General features: G+C 55.0%; 16 protein-coding genes. 14 read left to right on the forward strand and 2 right to left on the reverse strand.

Annotation, left to right across the window (positions count from 1 at the left end):
- The first annotated feature begins 34 nt into the window (after window positions 1-34).
- The 10 genes from miaB to rihA all read left to right on the forward strand — a co-directional run bounded on the left by miaB (window position 35) and on the right by rihA (window position 10,365).
- Complete coding sequence (miaB, locus tag OGW17_RS14945; protein ID WP_071259755.1) at window positions 35-1,459, forward strand: tRNA (N6-isopentenyl adenosine(37)-C2)-methylthiotransferase MiaB; 1,425 nt, start codon at window positions 35-37, stop codon at window positions 1,457-1,459.
- A 243-nt stretch (window positions 1,460-1,702) separates the two neighbouring features.
- Entirely contained in the window at window positions 1,703-2,749 is a 1,047-nt protein-coding gene (locus OGW17_RS14950; protein ID WP_071259757.1) for a PhoH family protein, read from the forward strand.
- Window positions 2,746-3,213 carry an rRNA maturation RNase YbeY gene (gene ybeY, locus OGW17_RS14955; RefSeq protein WP_012133335.1) on the forward strand — a complete coding sequence of 156 codons (468 nt, stop codon included), beginning with the start codon at window positions 2,746-2,748 and terminating at the stop codon, window positions 3,211-3,213. Before OGW17_RS14950 ends, ybeY begins: the two co-directional genes overlap by 4 nt.
- Window positions 3,214-3,297: 84 nt before the next feature.
- Entirely contained in the window at window positions 3,298-4,176 is an 879-nt protein-coding gene (gene corC, locus OGW17_RS14960) for a CNNM family magnesium/cobalt transport protein CorC (protein ID WP_024130542.1), read from the forward strand.
- 24 nt (window positions 4,177-4,200) lie between these two features.
- Window positions 4,201-5,739 carry an apolipoprotein N-acyltransferase gene (lnt, locus tag OGW17_RS14965; RefSeq protein ID WP_012133337.1) on the forward strand — a complete coding sequence of 513 codons (1,539 nt, stop codon included), beginning with the start codon at window positions 4,201-4,203 and terminating at the stop codon, window positions 5,737-5,739.
- A 360-nt stretch (window positions 5,740-6,099) separates the two neighbouring features.
- Window positions 6,100-7,008 carry an amino acid ABC transporter substrate-binding protein gene (locus tag OGW17_RS14970; protein WP_286452246.1) on the forward strand — a complete coding sequence of 303 codons (909 nt, stop codon included), beginning with the start codon at window positions 6,100-6,102 and terminating at the stop codon, window positions 7,006-7,008.
- Window positions 7,009-7,170: 162 nt separating this feature from the next.
- Entirely contained in the window at window positions 7,171-7,911 is a 741-nt protein-coding gene (gene gltJ, locus OGW17_RS14975) for a glutamate/aspartate ABC transporter permease GltJ (RefSeq protein ID WP_012133339.1), read from the forward strand.
- Complete coding sequence (gene gltK / locus OGW17_RS14980) at window positions 7,911-8,585, forward strand: glutamate/aspartate ABC transporter permease GltK (protein ID WP_012133340.1); 675 nt, start codon at window positions 7,911-7,913, stop codon at window positions 8,583-8,585. Before gltJ ends, gltK begins: the two co-directional genes overlap by 1 nt.
- The gene (gltL, locus tag OGW17_RS14985) at window positions 8,585-9,310 is read left to right on the forward strand and encodes a glutamate/aspartate ABC transporter ATP-binding protein GltL (protein ID WP_012133341.1); all 726 of its coding nucleotides are present in this window, start codon (window positions 8,585-8,587) and stop codon (window positions 9,308-9,310) included. The genes gltK and gltL overlap by 1 nt, the downstream gene beginning before the upstream one ends.
- Before the next feature lie 116 nt (window positions 9,311-9,426).
- Complete coding sequence (gene rihA, locus OGW17_RS14990; protein ID WP_047458179.1) at window positions 9,427-10,365, forward strand: pyrimidine-specific ribonucleoside hydrolase RihA; 939 nt, start codon at window positions 9,427-9,429, stop codon at window positions 10,363-10,365.
- A gap of 93 nt (window positions 10,366-10,458) precedes the next feature.
- Here rihA and OGW17_RS14995 read toward each other — a convergent pair whose 3' ends face one another.
- Window positions 10,459-10,941, reverse strand: a complete 483-nt coding sequence (locus tag OGW17_RS14995) for a zinc ribbon-containing protein (RefSeq protein WP_012133343.1) — start codon at window positions 10,939-10,941, stop codon at window positions 10,459-10,461.
- A gap of 235 nt (window positions 10,942-11,176) precedes the next feature.
- Here OGW17_RS14995 and leuS point away from each other — a divergent pair, with 235 nt between their 5' ends.
- From leuS to nadD, 4 genes are read left to right on the forward strand one after another with little or no spacing between them, the layout of a single operon-like run.
- Window positions 11,177-13,759: a leucine--tRNA ligase gene (leuS, locus tag OGW17_RS15000; RefSeq protein ID WP_081353220.1), complete on the forward strand. Its 2,583-nt coding sequence runs from the start codon at window positions 11,177-11,179 to the stop codon at window positions 13,757-13,759.
- Between the two features lie 14 nt (window positions 13,760-13,773).
- Entirely contained in the window at window positions 13,774-14,367 is a 594-nt protein-coding gene (gene lptE, locus OGW17_RS15005) for an LPS assembly lipoprotein LptE (RefSeq protein ID WP_024130546.1), read from the forward strand.
- On the forward strand, window positions 14,367-15,398 hold the full coding sequence (gene holA / locus OGW17_RS15010; protein ID WP_012133346.1) for a DNA polymerase III subunit delta: 1,032 nt from the start codon (window positions 14,367-14,369) through the stop codon (window positions 15,396-15,398). The genes lptE and holA overlap by 1 nt, the downstream gene beginning before the upstream one ends.
- Window position 15,399: 1 nt before the next feature.
- Window positions 15,400-16,041 (forward strand): nicotinate-nucleotide adenylyltransferase, encoded by a 642-nt coding sequence (gene nadD, locus OGW17_RS15015; protein WP_024130547.1) that lies wholly within the window; start codon window positions 15,400-15,402, stop codon window positions 16,039-16,041.
- On the opposite strand, the gene cobD is transcribed toward nadD, so the two are convergent.
- Window positions 16,016-17,110 carry a threonine-phosphate decarboxylase CobD gene (gene cobD, locus OGW17_RS15020; protein WP_012133348.1) on the reverse strand — a complete coding sequence of 365 codons (1,095 nt, stop codon included), beginning with the start codon at window positions 17,108-17,110 and terminating at the stop codon, window positions 16,016-16,018. The two genes, nadD and cobD, sit on opposite strands and share 26 nt — an antisense overlap.
- Window positions 17,111-17,191 lie beyond the last annotated feature (81 nt).

Raw genomic sequence — 17,191 nt, forward strand, 5'->3', positions numbered from 1 at the left:
TGCAATTCAGCCACTATTTCGCAAGAGCAAGTCGATGACCAAAAAACTCCATATTAAAACCTGGGGCTGTCAGATGAACGAGTACGATTCATCGAAGATGGCCGATCTGCTGGATGCTACCCACGGGTATCAACTGACCGAGGTCGCGGAAGAAGCGGATGTGCTGCTGCTGAATACCTGCTCAATCCGCGAGAAGGCTCAGGAAAAAGTCTTCCATCAATTAGGCCGCTGGAAGCTCTTAAAAGAGAAGAACCCGGACCTGATTATCGGCGTCGGCGGTTGCGTGGCCTCCCAGGAAGGCGACCACATCCGTCAGCGTGCGCACTATGTCGATATTATTTTTGGCCCGCAAACGCTGCACCGCTTACCGGAAATGATCAACTCCGTTCGTGGCGACCGCAGCCCGGTGGTGGACATCAGCTTCCCGGAAATCGAGAAGTTCGACCGCCTGCCGGAACCGCGTGCGGAAGGCCCGACCGCGTTTGTCTCCATCATGGAAGGGTGTAATAAATACTGCACGTACTGTGTGGTGCCGTATACCCGTGGTGAAGAGGTCAGCCGTCCGTCTGACGACATCCTGTTTGAGATCGCCCAGCTTGCCGCTCAGGGCGTGCGTGAAGTCAACCTGCTCGGTCAGAACGTTAACGCCTGGCGCGGTGAAAACTACGACGGCACCACCGGCTCCTTTGCCGACCTGCTGCGCCTGGTTGCCGCCATCGACGGGATCGATCGCATCCGCTTCACCACCAGCCATCCGATCGAGTTCACCGACGACATCATCGAAGTTTACCGTGATACGCCGGAACTGGTGAGCTTCCTGCATCTGCCGGTACAGAGCGGTGCGGATCGCGTACTGAATCTGATGGGGCGTACCCACACGTCGCTGGAGTACAAAGCGATCATCCGTAAACTGCGCGCGGCGCGCCCGGATATTCAAATCAGCTCGGACTTCATCGTTGGTTTCCCGGGCGAAACGACTCAGGACTTCGAACAGACCATGAAGCTGATTGCCGACGTCAATTTCGACATGAGCTACAGCTTTATTTTCTCGGCGCGTCCGGGAACACCGGCGGCCGATATGGTTGACGATGTGCCGGAAGAAGAGAAAAAGCAGCGTCTGTATATTCTACAGGAGCGTATTAACCAGCAGGCGATGGCCTGGAGCCGTCGGATGCTCGGCACCGTCCAGCGTATTCTGGTGGAAGGCACCTCGCGTAAGAGCATTATGGAACTGTCAGGCCGTACCGAAAATAACCGCGTGGTGAACTTTGAAGGCACCCCGGAGATGATCGGTAAGTTTGTGGATGTGGAAATCACCGATGTCTACACCAACTCTCTGCGCGGCAAGGTTGTACGCACCGAAGATGAGATGGGGCTGCGCGTGGCTGAAACGCCGGAGTCAGTCATTGCCCGTACCCGTAAAGAAAACGAGATTGGCGTCGGTTTTTACCAGCCTTAATCCTGCTGAAAAGCGAAAAAATGCCCGATGGCGCTGCACTTATCGGGCCTACGGCACAATATGGTTCGTAGGCCGGATAAGGCACTTGTGCTGCCATCCGGCAAATAACAGACAGGCCTTGTAATTCCCCCCTACGCCCCCATCTTCATTGCAATGCTTGCGCCTTTATCCTGTGGCGTGAATAATTTCCTTATCTGCCGGTGAATTTTCATTTTCCGGCGACTCAGGCATAAGAGGAACAGTTTGAACATAGACACTCGCGAAATTACCCTTGAGCCCGCAGACAACGCCCGTCTGTTGAGCCTTTGCGGCCCGTTTGACGACAACATCAAACAACTGGAACGCCGTCTCGGCATCGAGATCAACCGTCGTGACAATCACTTTAAGCTGACCGGTCGCCCGATTTGCGTCACCGCCGCGGTAGATATCCTGCGCAGCCTGTACGTCGATACCGCCCCGATGCGCGGTCAGATTCAGGACATCGAGCCGGAACAAATCCACCTTGCGATTAAAGAAGCGCGCGTGCTGGAACAAAGCGCGGAGAGCGTTCCTGACTATGGCAAGGCGATAAATATTAAAACCAAGCGTGGCGTGATTAAGCCGCGCACGCCGAATCAGGCGCAGTACATCGCCAACATTCTCGTTCACGACATTACTTTCGGCGTTGGCCCTGCCGGTACGGGGAAAACCTACCTCGCCGTTGCCGCCGCCGTGGACGCTCTTGAGCGTCAGGAAATTCGTCGTATTCTGCTAACCCGTCCGGCAGTGGAAGCCGGGGAAAAACTGGGCTTTCTGCCAGGCGACCTGAGCCAGAAGGTAGACCCGTATCTTCGCCCGCTGTATGACGCGCTGTTTGAGATGCTCGGCTTCGAGAAAGTAGAAAAGCTGATTGAGCGCAACGTCATTGAAGTCGCGCCGCTGGCCTATATGCGCGGTCGTACGCTGAACGACGCCTTTATTATTCTCGATGAGAGCCAGAACACCACCATCGAACAGATGAAGATGTTCCTGACGCGTATCGGCTTTAATTCGAAAGCGGTTATTACCGGTGACGTCACGCAGATTGACCTGCCGCGCAACACGAAGTCTGGCCTGCGCCATGCGATAGAAGTGCTGGCGGAAGTCGAAGAGATCAGCTTTAACTTCTTCCACAGCGAAGACGTGGTGCGCCATCCGGTAGTTGCCCGTATCGTTAACGCCTATGAAGCCTGGGAAGAAGCGGAGCAAAAACGCAAGGCAGCGCTGGCGGCAGAACGTAAGCGTGAAGCGCAGGAGCAGGAACAAAAATGAGTCAGGTGATCCTCGATTTACAACTGGCATGTGAAGACCATTCCGGCCTGCCGGAAGAGAGCCAGTTTCAGACGTGGCTGAATGCGGTGATCCCACAGTTTCAGGAAGAATCAGAAGTGACGATTCGCCTGGTGGATGAAGCCGAAAGCCACGATCTTAACCTGACCTACCGCGGGAAAGATAAGCCAACCAACGTGCTCTCTTTCCCGTTTGAAGCGCCGCCAGGTATGGAGATGCCGCTGCTGGGCGATCTGATCATCTGCCGCCAGGTAGTGGAGCAAGAAGCGAAAGAACAAGATAAGCCGCTGGAGGCCCACTGGGCGCATATGGTCGTGCACGGCAGTTTGCATTTGCTGGGCTACGACCATATCGAAGACGATGAAGCGGAAGAGATGGAAGCCCTCGAAACAGAGATTATGCTTGCTCTGGGCTATGAGGACCCGTACATTTCCGAGAAAGACTAAGTACGATGAACAAACATGCCGTCAGCCGTTAAGTATATGCATGACGAGCAACCTATTAACCAACATGAGAACCCATACGACGCCATGAGCGACGACAATTCACACAGTAGTGACACGTTAAACAGCAAAAAGGGATTTTTTTCCCTGTTACTGAGCCAACTTTTCCACGGTGAACCCAAAAACCGTGACGAACTGCTGGCGCTGATCCGTGATTCCGGGCAGAACGACCTTATCGATGAAGATACGCGCGATATGCTCGAAGGGGTGATGGACATTGCGGACCAGCGCGTTCGCGACATCATGATCCCCCGCTCCCAGATGATTACCCTGAAACGCAACCAGACGCTGGATGAGTGCCTTGATGTCATCATTGAGTCAGCACACTCGCGTTTCCCGGTCATCAGCGAAGACAAAGATCACATTGAAGGGATTCTGATGGCGAAGGATCTGCTGCCGTTTATGCGCAGCGATGCCGAAGCCTTCAGCATGGAAAAAGTGTTACGCCAGGCCGTTGTTGTCCCGGAGAGTAAGCGCGTTGACCGCATGCTCAAAGAGTTCCGCTCCCAGCGTTACCATATGGCGATCGTTATCGACGAGTTTGGCGGGGTGTCGGGTCTGGTGACCATTGAAGACATTCTCGAACTGATCGTGGGTGAAATTGAAGACGAGTATGATGAAGAAGACGATATCGACTTCCGTCAGCTCAGTCGCCACACCTGGACCATTCGCGCTCTCGCACCGATTGAAGACTTCAACGAAGCCTTCGGCACCAGCTTCAGCGATGAAGAGGTCGATACCATTGGCGGTCTGGTGATGCAGGCGTTCGGTCATTTGCCTGCGCGCGGTGAGACCATTGACATTGATGGTTACCAGTTCAAAGTCGCTATGGCCGACAGCCGTCGTATTATTCAGGTTCATGTCAGAATACCGGATGACTCGCCCCAGCCTAAACTGGACGAATAAAACCAAAAGTGGACTAAAGACTAAATGGCATTTGCCTCACTGATTGAACGCCAGCGCATTCGCCTGCTGCTGGCGTTATTATTCGGCGCCTGCGGAACGCTGGCTTTTTCTCCGTATGACGTCTGGCCCGCCGCGCTTATCTCGCTTATGGGCCTACAGGCGTTAACCTTACACCGCCGTCCGCTCCAGTCGGCTGCTATCGGCTACTTCTGGGGGCTGGGACTCTTTGGCTCCGGCATCAACTGGGTCTACGTCAGTATCGCGCAGTTCGGCGGTATGCCCGGCCCGATAAACGTCTTTCTTGTGGTGCTGCTTGCCGCATACCTTTCCCTCTACACGGGCCTGTTTGCCGGTATTCTGTCGCGTCTGTGGCCGAAAACCACCTGGCTGCGCGTGGCGATCGCCGCCCCCGTAGTCTGGCAAATCACCGAGTTTCTGCGTGGCTGGGTACTGACCGGCTTCCCGTGGCTACAGTTCGGCTATAGCCAGATTGACGGCCCGCTAAAAGGGCTGGCGCCGGTGATGGGCGTTGAGGCCATCAACTTCCTGCTGATGATGGTCAGCGGCCTGCTGGTGCTGGCGGCAGTTACCCGCAACTGGCGTCCTCTGGTCGTCGCGCTGGTGTTATTTGCCCTACCCTTCCCGCTGCGTTACATCCAGTGGTATACGCTGGAGCCGGAAAAAACCACGCAGGTATCGCTGGTTCAGGGCGACATTCCCCAATCGCTGAAGTGGGATGAGAGTCAGCTTATCAATACGCTGAAAATCTATCTCGACGCCACCCAGCCGGAAATGGGTAAATCGCAACTGATTATCTGGCCGGAGTCCGCCATTCCCGATCTGGAGATTAATCAGCAGCGTTTTCTGGGCATGATGGACGATCTGCTGAAATCCAAAAACAGCACGTTGATTACCGGCATCGTCGATGCGCGTCTGAACAAGCAGAACCGCTACGACACCTACAACACGATTATCACGCTGGGTAAAGACAGCCCGTACAGCTACGATTCCAGCAATCGCTACAACAAAAACCACCTGGTGCCATTTGGCGAGTTCGTGCCGCTGGAGTCGATTCTGCGCCCGTTAGCGCCGTTCTTTGACCTGCCGATGTCCTCATTCAGCCGTGGGCCGTACATACAGCCACAGCTGCATGCGCATGGCTTTAAACTGACGGCGGCGATTTGCTACGAAATCATTCTGGGTGAACAGGTTCGGGACAATTTCCGCCCGGACACTGACTATCTGCTGACCATCTCTAACGACGCCTGGTTCGGAAAATCTATCGGCCCGTGGCAGCACTTCCAGATGGCGAGAATGCGTTCTCTGGAGCTGGCGCGCCCGCTGTTGCGCAGCACCAACAACGGCATTACGGCAGTCATTGGCCCGCAGGGTGAAATTCAGGCGATGATCCCGCAGTTTACCCGCGACGTGTTGACCACCCACGTTACGCCAACCCGTGGTTTAACGCCTTATGCCCGTACCGGCAACTGGCCGTTATGGTTGCTCACCGCGCTGATGGGCTTTGGCGCCGTGGTGATGAGCCTGCGTCAGCGTCGTAAATAATCTCCCTTATTACCGGGTAAGACGCGATGCGTCTTACCCGGCCTGGCTATATCCCTCCATTCTGGCACGCCTATTGCTTTGTTAAACAAGGTAAACCTTGTTTTGGCTATATGTGCAACCTGGTCGCACCAATATCGATCATCGGTAGCACCCAAACAGTGCAATGAAAGATTTTTGCCTCTAAACGGTGCGGCGCACTTCGCAAAAATAAACAATAAAGCAGCAAAATCTTTACATTCAGCCAAACTAAATGTTAACAAACACGCATAACACTGCACGCTCAAGTTGCAGACGATAACAACACAAACACTCACAATGGGTATCAATGCGTCGATGGCGCAGACGATAAAGGAGTTGGATATGCAATTACGTAAGCTAGCCACAGCAATGCTGGTCATGGGAATGTCTGCCGGTCTGGCACACGCGGAAGACGCCGCGCCGGCGGCGGGCAGTACGCTGGATAAAATCGCGAAGAATGGCATTATCGTCGTCGGCCACCGCGAGTCCTCCGTGCCGTTCTCTTACTACGACAACCAGCAAAAAGTGGTCGGTTATTCACAGGACTACTCCAACGCCATCGTTGAAGCCGTGAAGAAAAAGCTTAACAAACCTGACCTGCAGGTGAAGTTGATCCCAATTACCTCCCAGAACCGTATTCCGCTGTTGCAGAACGGAACCTTCGACTTTGAATGTGGCTCCACCACCAACAACGTCGAACGCCAGAAACAGGCCGCGTTCTCTGACACCATTTTCATCGTCGGTACGCGTCTGCTGGCGAAAAAAGACGGCGATATTAAAGACTTCCCGGACCTGAAAGGAAAAGCGGTCGTGGTCACCTCCGGTACCACCTCTGAAATTCTGCTGCACAAGCTGAATGAAGAACAAAAAATGAATATACGCATTATCAGCGCGAAAGACCACGGCGACTCCTTCCGTACGCTGGAAAGCGGTCGCGCCGTCGCCTTTATGATGGATGATGCCCTGCTGGCGGGTGAACGTGCGAAAGCCAAAAAACCAGACAACTGGGAGATCGTCGGTAAGCCGCAATCTCAGGAAGCCTACGGCTGTATGCTGCGTAAAAACGATCCTGAGTTTAAAACGCTGGTAGATGACACGATTGCCCAGGTGCAGACCTCAGGCGAAGCGGAAAAATGGTTTGATAAGTGGTTTAAAAACCCAATCCCGCCGAAAAACCTGAACATGAATTTCGAACTGTCCGACGAGATGAAGGCGCTGTTCAAAGAACCGAATGACAAAGCACTTAACTAACTAAAATAAATGGGGCGGGATCTCCTTGCCCTCTCGATTGTCATTCAGCACGGACAGACTATAAGCCTGATGGTCGTTCCCCATCAGGCCTGAAAACCGCAAAACGCTGGATAACAATCTTCGAGGGTAGCGCTGCTACCCTTTTTTTTCTGGAGTAGATTTATGTCAATAGACTGGAACTGGGGGATTTTTTTACAACAAGCCCCGTTCGGCAACACCACGTATCTCGGCTGGCTCTGGAGCGGCTTCCAGGTCACCGTCGCGTTATCCATCACCGCCTGGATTATTGCTTTCCTCGTCGGCTCGTTATTCGGCATTTTACGTACTGTACCTAACCGCTTCCTCTCAGGAATGGGGACGCTTTACGTGGAACTGTTTCGTAACGTCCCGCTGATTGTTCAGTTCTTTACCTGGTATCTGGTCGTGCCTGAGCTGTTGCCGGAAAATATCGGCATGTGGTTCAAGGCGGAACTGGACCCGAACATTCAATTTTTCCTCTCATCAATGATCTGTCTGGGGCTGTTTACCGCTGCGCGCGTCTGCGAGCAGGTACGCGCCGCGATTCAGTCGCTGCCTCGCGGGCAGAAAAACGCTGCGCTGGCGATGGGGCTGACGCTGCCTCAGGCTTATCGCTATGTTCTGTTACCGAACGCCTATCGGGTGATTGTCCCGCCGATGACCTCGGAAATGATGAACCTGGTGAAAAACTCCGCCATCGCATCGACCATTGGTCTGGTGGATATGGCGGCGCAGGCGGGCAAGCTGCTGGATTACTCCGCCCACGCCTGGGAGTCGTTCACCGCGATTACGCTGGCCTACGTGCTGATTAATGCCGTCATTATGCTGGTGATGAATCTGGTGGAACGTAAAGTCCGCCTGCCTGGCAATATGGGAGGCAAATAATGTACGAGTTTGACTGGAGTTCGATCGTTCCTTCCATGCCGTATTTGCTGGCCGGGCTGGTGATCACCCTGAAAATTACCGTCACCGCCGTGGTGATCGGGATTCTCTGGGGCACCATTCTGGCGGTAATGCGTCTTTCAAGTTTCGCCCCTGTCGCCTGGTTTGCGAAAGCTTACGTCAACGTTTTCCGCTCCATCCCGCTGGTGATGGTGCTGCTATGGTTCTACCTGATTGTGCCGGGTCTGTTGCAGGACGTACTGGGTATTTCGCCCAAAACGGATATTCGCCTGATTTCAGCGATGGTCGCGTTTTCCATGTTTGAGGCGGCGTATTACTCGGAGATTATCCGTGCGGGTATTCAGAGCATTTCACGCGGGCAGTCCAGCGCTGCGCTGGCGCTGGGGATGACCCACTGGCAGTCGATGAAGCTCATCATCCTGCCGCAGGCGTTCCGTGCGATGGTGCCGCTGCTGCTTACCCAGGGTATCGTACTGTTCCAGGATACCTCCCTGGTTTACGTGTTAAGCCTCGCGGATTTCTTCCGCACCGCCACCACCATTGGCGAGCGTGATGGTACGCAGGTCGAAATGATCCTCTTTGCCGGTGCCGTCTACTTTGTTATCAGCCTGAGCGCGTCGTTGTTGGTCAGCTATTTGAAGAAAAGGACAGTTTAATGATTACCCTGAAAAATGTTTCTAAATGGTATGGTCACTTTCAGGTGCTGACCGACTGCTCCACGGAAGTGAAAAAAGGTGAAGTGGTGGTAGTCTGCGGCCCGTCGGGTTCCGGTAAATCGACCCTGATCAAAACGGTGAACGGACTGGAACCGGTGCAACAGGGTGAAATCACCGTTGACGGCACCAAAGTGAATGACAAAAAAACGGATCTGGCGAAGCTCCGCTCGCGGGTCGGAATGGTGTTCCAGCACTTTGAACTGTTCCCGCATCTGTCGATCATTGAAAACCTGACGCTGGCGCAGGTGAAAGTGCTCAAACGCGGCAAAGCGCCCGCCCGTGAAAAAGCGCAGAAGTTGCTTGAGCGCGTAGGACTCTCGGCCCATGCCAATAAGTTCCCGGCGCAGCTTTCCGGCGGGCAGCAACAGCGTGTGGCAATCGCGCGCGCGCTGTGCATGGACCCTATCGCTATGCTGTTTGATGAACCGACATCCGCACTCGATCCTGAAATGATCAACGAAGTGCTGGACGTTATGGTCGAGCTGGCAAACGAAGGGATGACCATGATGGTCGTCACCCACGAAATGGGCTTTGCCCGTAAGGTGGCCAATCGGGTGATCTTTATGGACGAAGGGAAAATTGTCGAAGACTCGCCGAAAGAGGAGTTCTTCGCCAACCCGAAATCGGACCGCGCCAAAGACTTCCTGGCGAAAATCCTGCATTAATCCTCCCGGCGCGCACGACAGAGTGCGCGCCATATCACGCTTTATCTCTTCATATCTCGAATCGCACTCATCCCGGCGTTACCCTTGTCACAAAGTACCACTTACAAGGAGCAACAATGGCACTTCCAGTCCTTTTTGATTGCGATCCAGGTCATGACGACGCCATCGCAATTGTTCTCGCCCTCGCATCGCCTGAACTGGATGTGAAAGCGATCACCTCTTCCGCCGGTAACCAGACGCCTGACAAAACGCTGCGTAACGTATTGCGTATGCTGACGCTACTGGGGCGTACCGATATTCCTGTCGCGGGCGGCGCGATAAAACCGCTGATGCGCGATCTGATCATCGCCGATAACGTACACGGCGAAAGCGGACTGGACGGCCCGGCGCTACCGGAGCCGTCATTTGCGCCGCAGACCTGCACCGCCGTTGAGCTGATGGCGAAAACCCTGCGCGAAAGCCCGGAACCGGTAACCATCGTCGCCACCGGGCCGCAAACCAACGTCGCCTTGCTGCTGAACAGCCATCCAGAATTGCACCGTAAAATCGCCCGTATTGTGATCATGGGCGGCGCGATGGGATTAGGTAACTGGACGCCAGCGGCAGAATTCAATATTTACGTCGACCCCGAAGCGGCAGAGATTGTTTTCCAGTCAGGGATTCCCGTGGTGATGGCCGGGTTGGACGTAACGCACAAAGCGCAGATTCATGCTGAAGATACCGAGCGTTTCCGGGCGATAGGCAATCCTGTTTCCACGATCGTGGCGGAGCTGCTGGATTTCTTCCTCGAATATCACAAAGACGAAAAGTGGGGCTTTACCGGCGCGCCGTTGCATGACCCTTGCACCATCGCCTGGCTGCTAAAACCCGAGCTTTTCACCACCGTTGAACGTTGGGTCGGCGTGGAGACTCAGGGGAAATACACCCAGGGAATGACGGTCGTGGATTATTACTTCCTGACGGGGAATAAACCGAATGCGACGGTGATGGTCGATATCGACCGGCAGGGCTTTGTGGATTTACTGGCGGAGAGGCTGGCGTTCTACGCATCATAACCAGCCGGATGGCGCTAACGCTTATCCGGCCTACATCAGCGTACAATTTGTAGGCCGGACAAGACGCTTCGCGTCGCCATCCGGCACTGCCGATTACGGCTCAAACGGTCTGCGCTGGAACTGATCGTGGCCGCATTTCGGGCACAGCGGCAGTACATCCGGCGTATACACCGCTAAATGGTAATGACACTTCTCGCACACAAGGTTGCCTAAGCCGACCACCTCGCCGCTGTGGTAGACCCCGTGGTGATTGAGATCCTGGAACACTTCGCGCCACTCCAGTTGCGTTTTGTCGGTGATGTCCGCCAGCTCCTGCCAGAGGCTCTCTTTAATCACTCGCATAAAGACGCTGTCGCTCTCCTCTTCCTGGCTCTCCTCGTAGCTCATGGCGAACTCTTCCAGGTCGCGTCTGACGGCGCGCGTCAGTTCGTCCACCTCGATTCGCGTTAACTCCCCTGCTTTCATTACGCTCTGACGCGCCTGTTCCACCAGCGCGTCAATATCGCGTTCGCCATTACGCAGGCGTTCGCTTAATGACGTCACCAGTTCACGATAATATTGAGCAACCTTGTTCATCGCTTCGCCTCCTGGGTCGTTAACTGTCTATAATAATAGACGTTATTTACGCCGCGCTTTGCAAGACCGCCCACAGAGTGTGTAAATTCATGCAAGGATTGTCATGGCGGGAATTCAATGCAGAATGCGCGAAAGGCTGTTTTGGCGCAGGCGTTTGGGCTATGCTATGCGGATCTGAAACACCACATCTAACGCTACGTTTGTAGCCGTAATGAAAACAGGACCACTGGCTGCCATGCAAGAGCAATACCGCCCGGAAGAGATAGAATCAAAAGTCCAGCAACACTGGGACGAGAAGCGCACCTTTGAAGTAACCGAAGACGAGAGCAAAGAGAAGTATTACTGCCTGTCGATGCTTCCCTATCCTTCTGGTCGACTACACATGGGCCATGTGCGTAACTACACCATCGGTGATGTGATTGCCCGCTACCAGCGCATGCTGGGTAAAAACGTTCTACAGCCCATCGGCTGGGATGCTTTCGGCCTGCCTGCTGAAGGCGCGGCGGTGAAAAACAACACGGCGCCGGCGCCGTGGACCTATGACAACATCGCCTACATGAAAAACCAGCTCAAAATGCTGGGCTTCGGCTATGACTGGAGCCGCGAGCTGGCGACCTGCACCCCGGAATACTACCGCTGGGAGCAGAAATTCTTCACCGAGCTGTATAAAAAAGGCCTGGTGTACAAAAAGACCTCTGCGGTGAACTGGTGCCCGAACGACCAGACCGTACTGGCGAACGAGCAGGTTATCGACGGCTGCTGCTGGCGCTGCGACACCAAAGTTGAGCGTAAAGAGATCCCGCAGTGGTTCATTAAGATCACCGCCTACGCCGACGAACTGCTGAACGATCTGGATAAACTGGATCACTGGCCAGACACCGTTAAAACCATGCAGCGCAACTGGATCGGCCGTTCTGAAGGCGTCGAGATCACTTTTGACGTGAACGGCTACGACAATACGCTGACGGTGTACACCACGCGTCCAGACACGTTCATCGGTGCCACTTACCTGGCGGTTGCCGCAGGTCACCCGCTGGCGCAGAAAGCGGCTGCCAACAACCCGGAACTGGCTGCCTTTATCGACGAATGCCGCAACACCAAAGTGGCGGAAGCCGATATGGCAACGATGGAGAAAAAAGGCGTCGACACCGGTTTTAAAGCCATTCACCCGCTGACCGGCGAAGCGATCCCGGTATGGGCCGCCAACTTCGTGCTGATGGAGTACGGTACTGGTGCGGTCATGGCCGTTCCGGGCCACGATCAGCGAGACTATGAATTTGCCACCAAATATGGCCTGACCATCAAGCCGGTTATCCTGGCAGCGGACGGCTCTGAACCGGATCTGTCCGAACAGGCGCTGACCGAGAAAGGCGTACTGTTTAACTCCGGCGAGTTTAACGGTCTGGGCTTTGAAGACGCCTTCAACGCGATTGCCGATAAACTGGCGGCAAAAGGCGTCGGCGAGCGTAAAGTCAACTACCGTCTGCGCGACTGGGGCGTTTCCCGTCAGCGTTACTGGGGCGCGCCGATTCCGATGGTGACTCTGGAAGACGGCACCGTTCTGCCGACCCCGGAAGATCAACTGCCGGTCATCCTGCCGGAAGACGTCGTCATGGACGGCATCACCAGCCCGATCAAAGCCGATCCTGAGTGGGCGAAAACCACCGTTAACGGTCAGCCTGCGCTGCGTGAAACCGACACCTTTGACACCTTTATGGAGTCCTCCTGGTACTACGCGCGCTACACCTGCCCGCAGTACAACGAAGGGATGCTGGACCCGGAAGCAGCAAACTACTGGCTGCCGGTCGATATCTACATCGGCGGTATTGAACACGCGATCATGCACCTGCTCTACTTCCGCTTCTTCCACAAGCTGATGCGCGACGCGGGCATGGTGAACTCTGACGAACCGGCGAAACAGCTGCTCTGCCAGGGTATGGTGCTGGCAGACGCGTTCTATTATGTAGGCGAAAACGGCGAGCGTAACTGGGTTTCCCCGGTTGATGCCATCGTTGAGCGCGACGAGAAAGGCCGCATCGTTAAGGCGAAAGATGCGGCGGGCCATGAGCTGGTGTACACCGGCATGAGCAAGATGTCCAAGTCCAAAAACAACGGCATCGACCCGCAGGTAATGGTTGAGCGTTACGGCGCGGACACCGTGCGTCTGTTCATGATGTTTGCTTCCCCGGCCGATATGACGCTGGAATGGCAGGAATCTGGCGTGGAAGGGGCAAACCGCTTCCTGAAACGCGTCTGGAAACTGGTCTATGAGCACACCGCGAAAGGCGAGGTTGCGGCACTGAACGTTGATGCGCTGAGCGAAGATCAGAAAGCGCTGCGTCGCGACGTCCACAAAACCATCGCGAAAGTGACCGATGATATCGGCCGCCGTCAGACCTTCAACACCGCGATTGCCGCGATTATGGAGCTGATGAACAAACTGGCGAAAGCGCCGCAGGAAGGCGAGCAGGATCGCGCCCTGATGCAGGAAGCGCTGCTGGCTGTCGTGCGTATGCTCAACCCGTTCACCCCACATGCCTGCTTCACGCTGTGGGAAGCGCTGAAAGGCAAAGGCGATATCGATAACGCGCCGTGGCCGGTCGCTGACGACAAAGCAATGGTAGAAGACTCTACGTTGGTTGTGGTTCAGGTGAACGGTAAAGTCCGTGGCAAAATCACCGTACCGGTGAACGCCACTGAAGAACAGGTTCGTGAACGTGCTGGCCAGGAACATTTGGTCGCAAAATATCTTGATGGCGTTACCGTGCGTAAAGTGATTTACGTTCCGGGTAAACTCCTCAATTTGGTCGTTGGCTAAGCGCGGGAGGAAGCGTGCGACATCTGACAACATTGTTGTTATCCCTGGCGGTGCTGGTCACCGCCGGGTGCGGCTGGCACCTGCGTAGCACTACGCAGGTGCCCAGCACGATGAAAACTATGATTCTTGATACAAGCGATCCGAATGGACCATTAAGCCGGGCGGTACGTAACCAACTGCGTCTTAACAATATTGAATTGCTTGAAAAAGATACAACGCGCCAGGATGTTCCGTCACTGCGCCTTGGCCGGACCAGTATCTCTAAAGATACCGCCTCCGTGTTCCAGGATGGCCGTACGGCGGAATACCAGATGGTCATGAGCGTCAGTGCAAGCGTTCTGATCCCGGGTCATGATATTTATCCGATCAGCACGAAAGTGTACCGTTCATTCTTTGATAACCCGCAAACCGCGCTGGCGAAGGATAATGAACAGGATATGATCATCAAAGAGATGTATGACAAAGCGGCCGAACAGTTGATTCGCAAGCTGCCGAGTATCCATGTCGCTGATGCTCAGTCATCCCAGGAAAACGCGGACGCTGCTGAAAACACCACGGCGACGCCAGCATCTTCCCCGGCACGCGTGTCCACCACGCTGGGTAACTGATGATCCGGTTGTACCCTGAACAACTCCGCGCACAGCTCAATGAAGGGCTGCGCGCGGCGTACTTGCTCCTGGGCAACGACCCTCTCTTGTTGCAGGAAAGCCAGGACGCTATTCGTCTGACGGCCGCTGCGCAAGGGTTCGAAGAACACCACGCCTTTACGATCGACACCAGCACCGACTGGGGAACCCTGTTCTCACAGTGTCAGGCAATGAGCCTGTTTGCCAGCCGTCAAACGCTGCTGTTGTTGCTACCGGAAAATGGCCCGAATGCGGCGATCAATGAACAGCTCGCAACGCTCAGCGGTTTGCTGCATGACGACCTGCTGCTGATCGTGCGCGGAAATAAGCTCACTAAAGCCCAGGAAAACGCCGCCTGGTATACCTCGCTGGCGGGCACTGGTGTGCAGGTAAGCTGTCAGACGCCGGAGCAGGCGCAGCTACCGCGCTGGGTTGCCGCCAGAGCAAAGCAGAATAATTTGCAACTGGATGACGCCGCGAATCAGCTGCTGTGTTATTGCTACGAAGGCAACCTGCTGGCGCTGGCGCAGGCGCTGGAGCGGCTTTCACTCCTCTGGCCTGACGGTAAGCTCACGCTTCCACGCGTAGAGCAGGCCGTCAACGACGCGGCGCACTTCACGCCATACCATTGGGTGGATGCGTTATTGATGGGCAAAAGCAAACGCGCCCTGCATATTTTGCAGCAACTGCGCCTTGAGGGCAGTGAGCCCGTGATCCTGCTGCGCACCCTGCAACGCGAATTACTGATGCTGGTTAACCTTAAACGGCAATCCGCCCATACGCCTCTGCGCACGCTGTTTGATAAACATCGGGTATGGCAAAACCGTCGCGGCATGATTGGCGATGCGTTGAATCGGCTCCAGCAGACCCAGCTTCGCCAGGCAGTGCAACTGTTGACGCGGACGGAAATTACGCTAAAACAAGATTATGGACAGTCAGTGTGGGCTGAGCTGGAGGGGCTTTCTCTTCTTCTCTGCCACAAAGCGCTGGCAGATGTTTTTATTGATGGTTGATATGAAATCGTTACAGGCTCTGTTCGGCGGCACCTTTGATCCCGTGCATTATGGTCATCTCAAGCCCGTGGAAACGCTGGCCAATCTGATTGGCCTGTCGCGGGTGATTATCATGCCCAATAACGTACCGCCTCATCGTCCACAGCCTGAAGCATCCAGCGCACAGCGTAAATATATGCTTGAGCTGGCTATCGCCGACAAACCGCTGTTTATCCTGGATGAGCGCGAACTCAAACGCGATACCGCCTCTTACACCGCGCAAACGCTGAAAGAGTGGCGGGAAGAACAAGGCCCGGACGCGCCGCTGGCGTTTATCATCGGCCAGGACTCCTTACTGACGTTCCCGACCTGGCACGACTATGAAACCATTCTGGACAACACTCACCTGATCGTTTGCCGACGCCCCGGCTACCCGCTTGAGATGGTGAAAGAGCAGCATCAGCAGTGGCTGGAGCGCCATTTAACCCATACGCCGGACGATCTGCACGCGCTCCCGGCGGGTAAAATTTATCTGGCTGAAACGCCCTGGTTCAATATCTCCGCCACCCTTATCCGCGAGCGGCTGGAGAAAGGCGAACCGTGCGACGATCTCATGCCGGAATCCGTCCTGAACTACATCAACCAGCAAGGGTTGTATCGGTAAAGACTTCCGCCAGCGCCGTCAGCAGGCGGCTGTTCTCTTCCTGACTGCGAATCGCCACCCGGTAATAACGCGCGTCAAGCCCCGGATAGTTAGCACAACTGCGGATCAGAATGTGCTTCTCCAGCAAGGCACGTTGCAAATCCAGACCTTCCCGCTCACAGCGCAATAAAAGATAATTCGCCCGACCGGGATAAACCGTTAGCTCAGGAAACGCATGTAACCGCTGACGGAAGCGTTGTCCCTCCTCCGCCAGCCACTGCCAGGTCGCCTGGTGATAGGCGGCATCCTGCAAGATAACCTCTCCGGCCAGCGCCGCAAACGCGTTGATTGACCAGGGCATCTGTTGCGCTCTCATTTGCGCGACCGCCTGCTCGTCGCTGTTCACCAGATAGCCCAGCCGCAGCCCCGGAATGGCGTAAAATTTGGTGAGCGAACGCAGCACCCAGATATGCGGGTTGCCCTGCAACAGCGGAATAAAGCCCTCTTCACCCGGAATAAAATCGATAAACGCCTCATCCAGGATCAGCGCGATCCCCTGCGTCTTACAGCGTTCCGCAATAGCCAGTAACAGTTCGCGGGCAGGCAGGAGTCCGGTTGGATTATTTGGCGTACAGAGAAACAGGCAGTCCAGATCCGGGGTCAGCGCATTCAGAATGGCGTCCGTGAGTTGCCAGCCATCAGCTTCACGAAGCGCAAATTCATGTATCTCACACGCGCCCCACTGTAGCGCACGGCGATACTCGGCAAAGCCCGGCGTGACGATCATGGCATGACGCGGCTTCAGCCCGTGAACCAGCGTGAAGATGGATTCCGTCTCGCCATTTCCGGCCAGGAGCCATGACGCGGGGATCTGATGGTGCTGCGCCAGCGCCTGGTGCAGATGCTGATAATCCACATCAGGATACCGCTCCGCGCAGGTAAGATTGTCGATAAGCGCGCGTTTTAAGCGCCCTGGCATACCCAGAGGATTAATATTTGCGCTAAAATCCAGCAACTGTTCAGGCGAGATGCCCAACAATGCGGCGGCTTCCCGGGTGTTACCGCCATGCGCACTCTTCAGTAAAGGCATCTTGCCTCCGATAAAAAGTCTATTTTAGTGAAAAAGCGCTGCGCAATCAGGGTGAATATCATATTTTGCGCGAATACGTAT

Source organism: Citrobacter sp. CK181, assembly GCF_030333595.1.
Classification (GTDB): Bacteria; Pseudomonadota; Gammaproteobacteria; order Enterobacterales; family Enterobacteriaceae; genus Citrobacter_B; species Citrobacter_B koseri.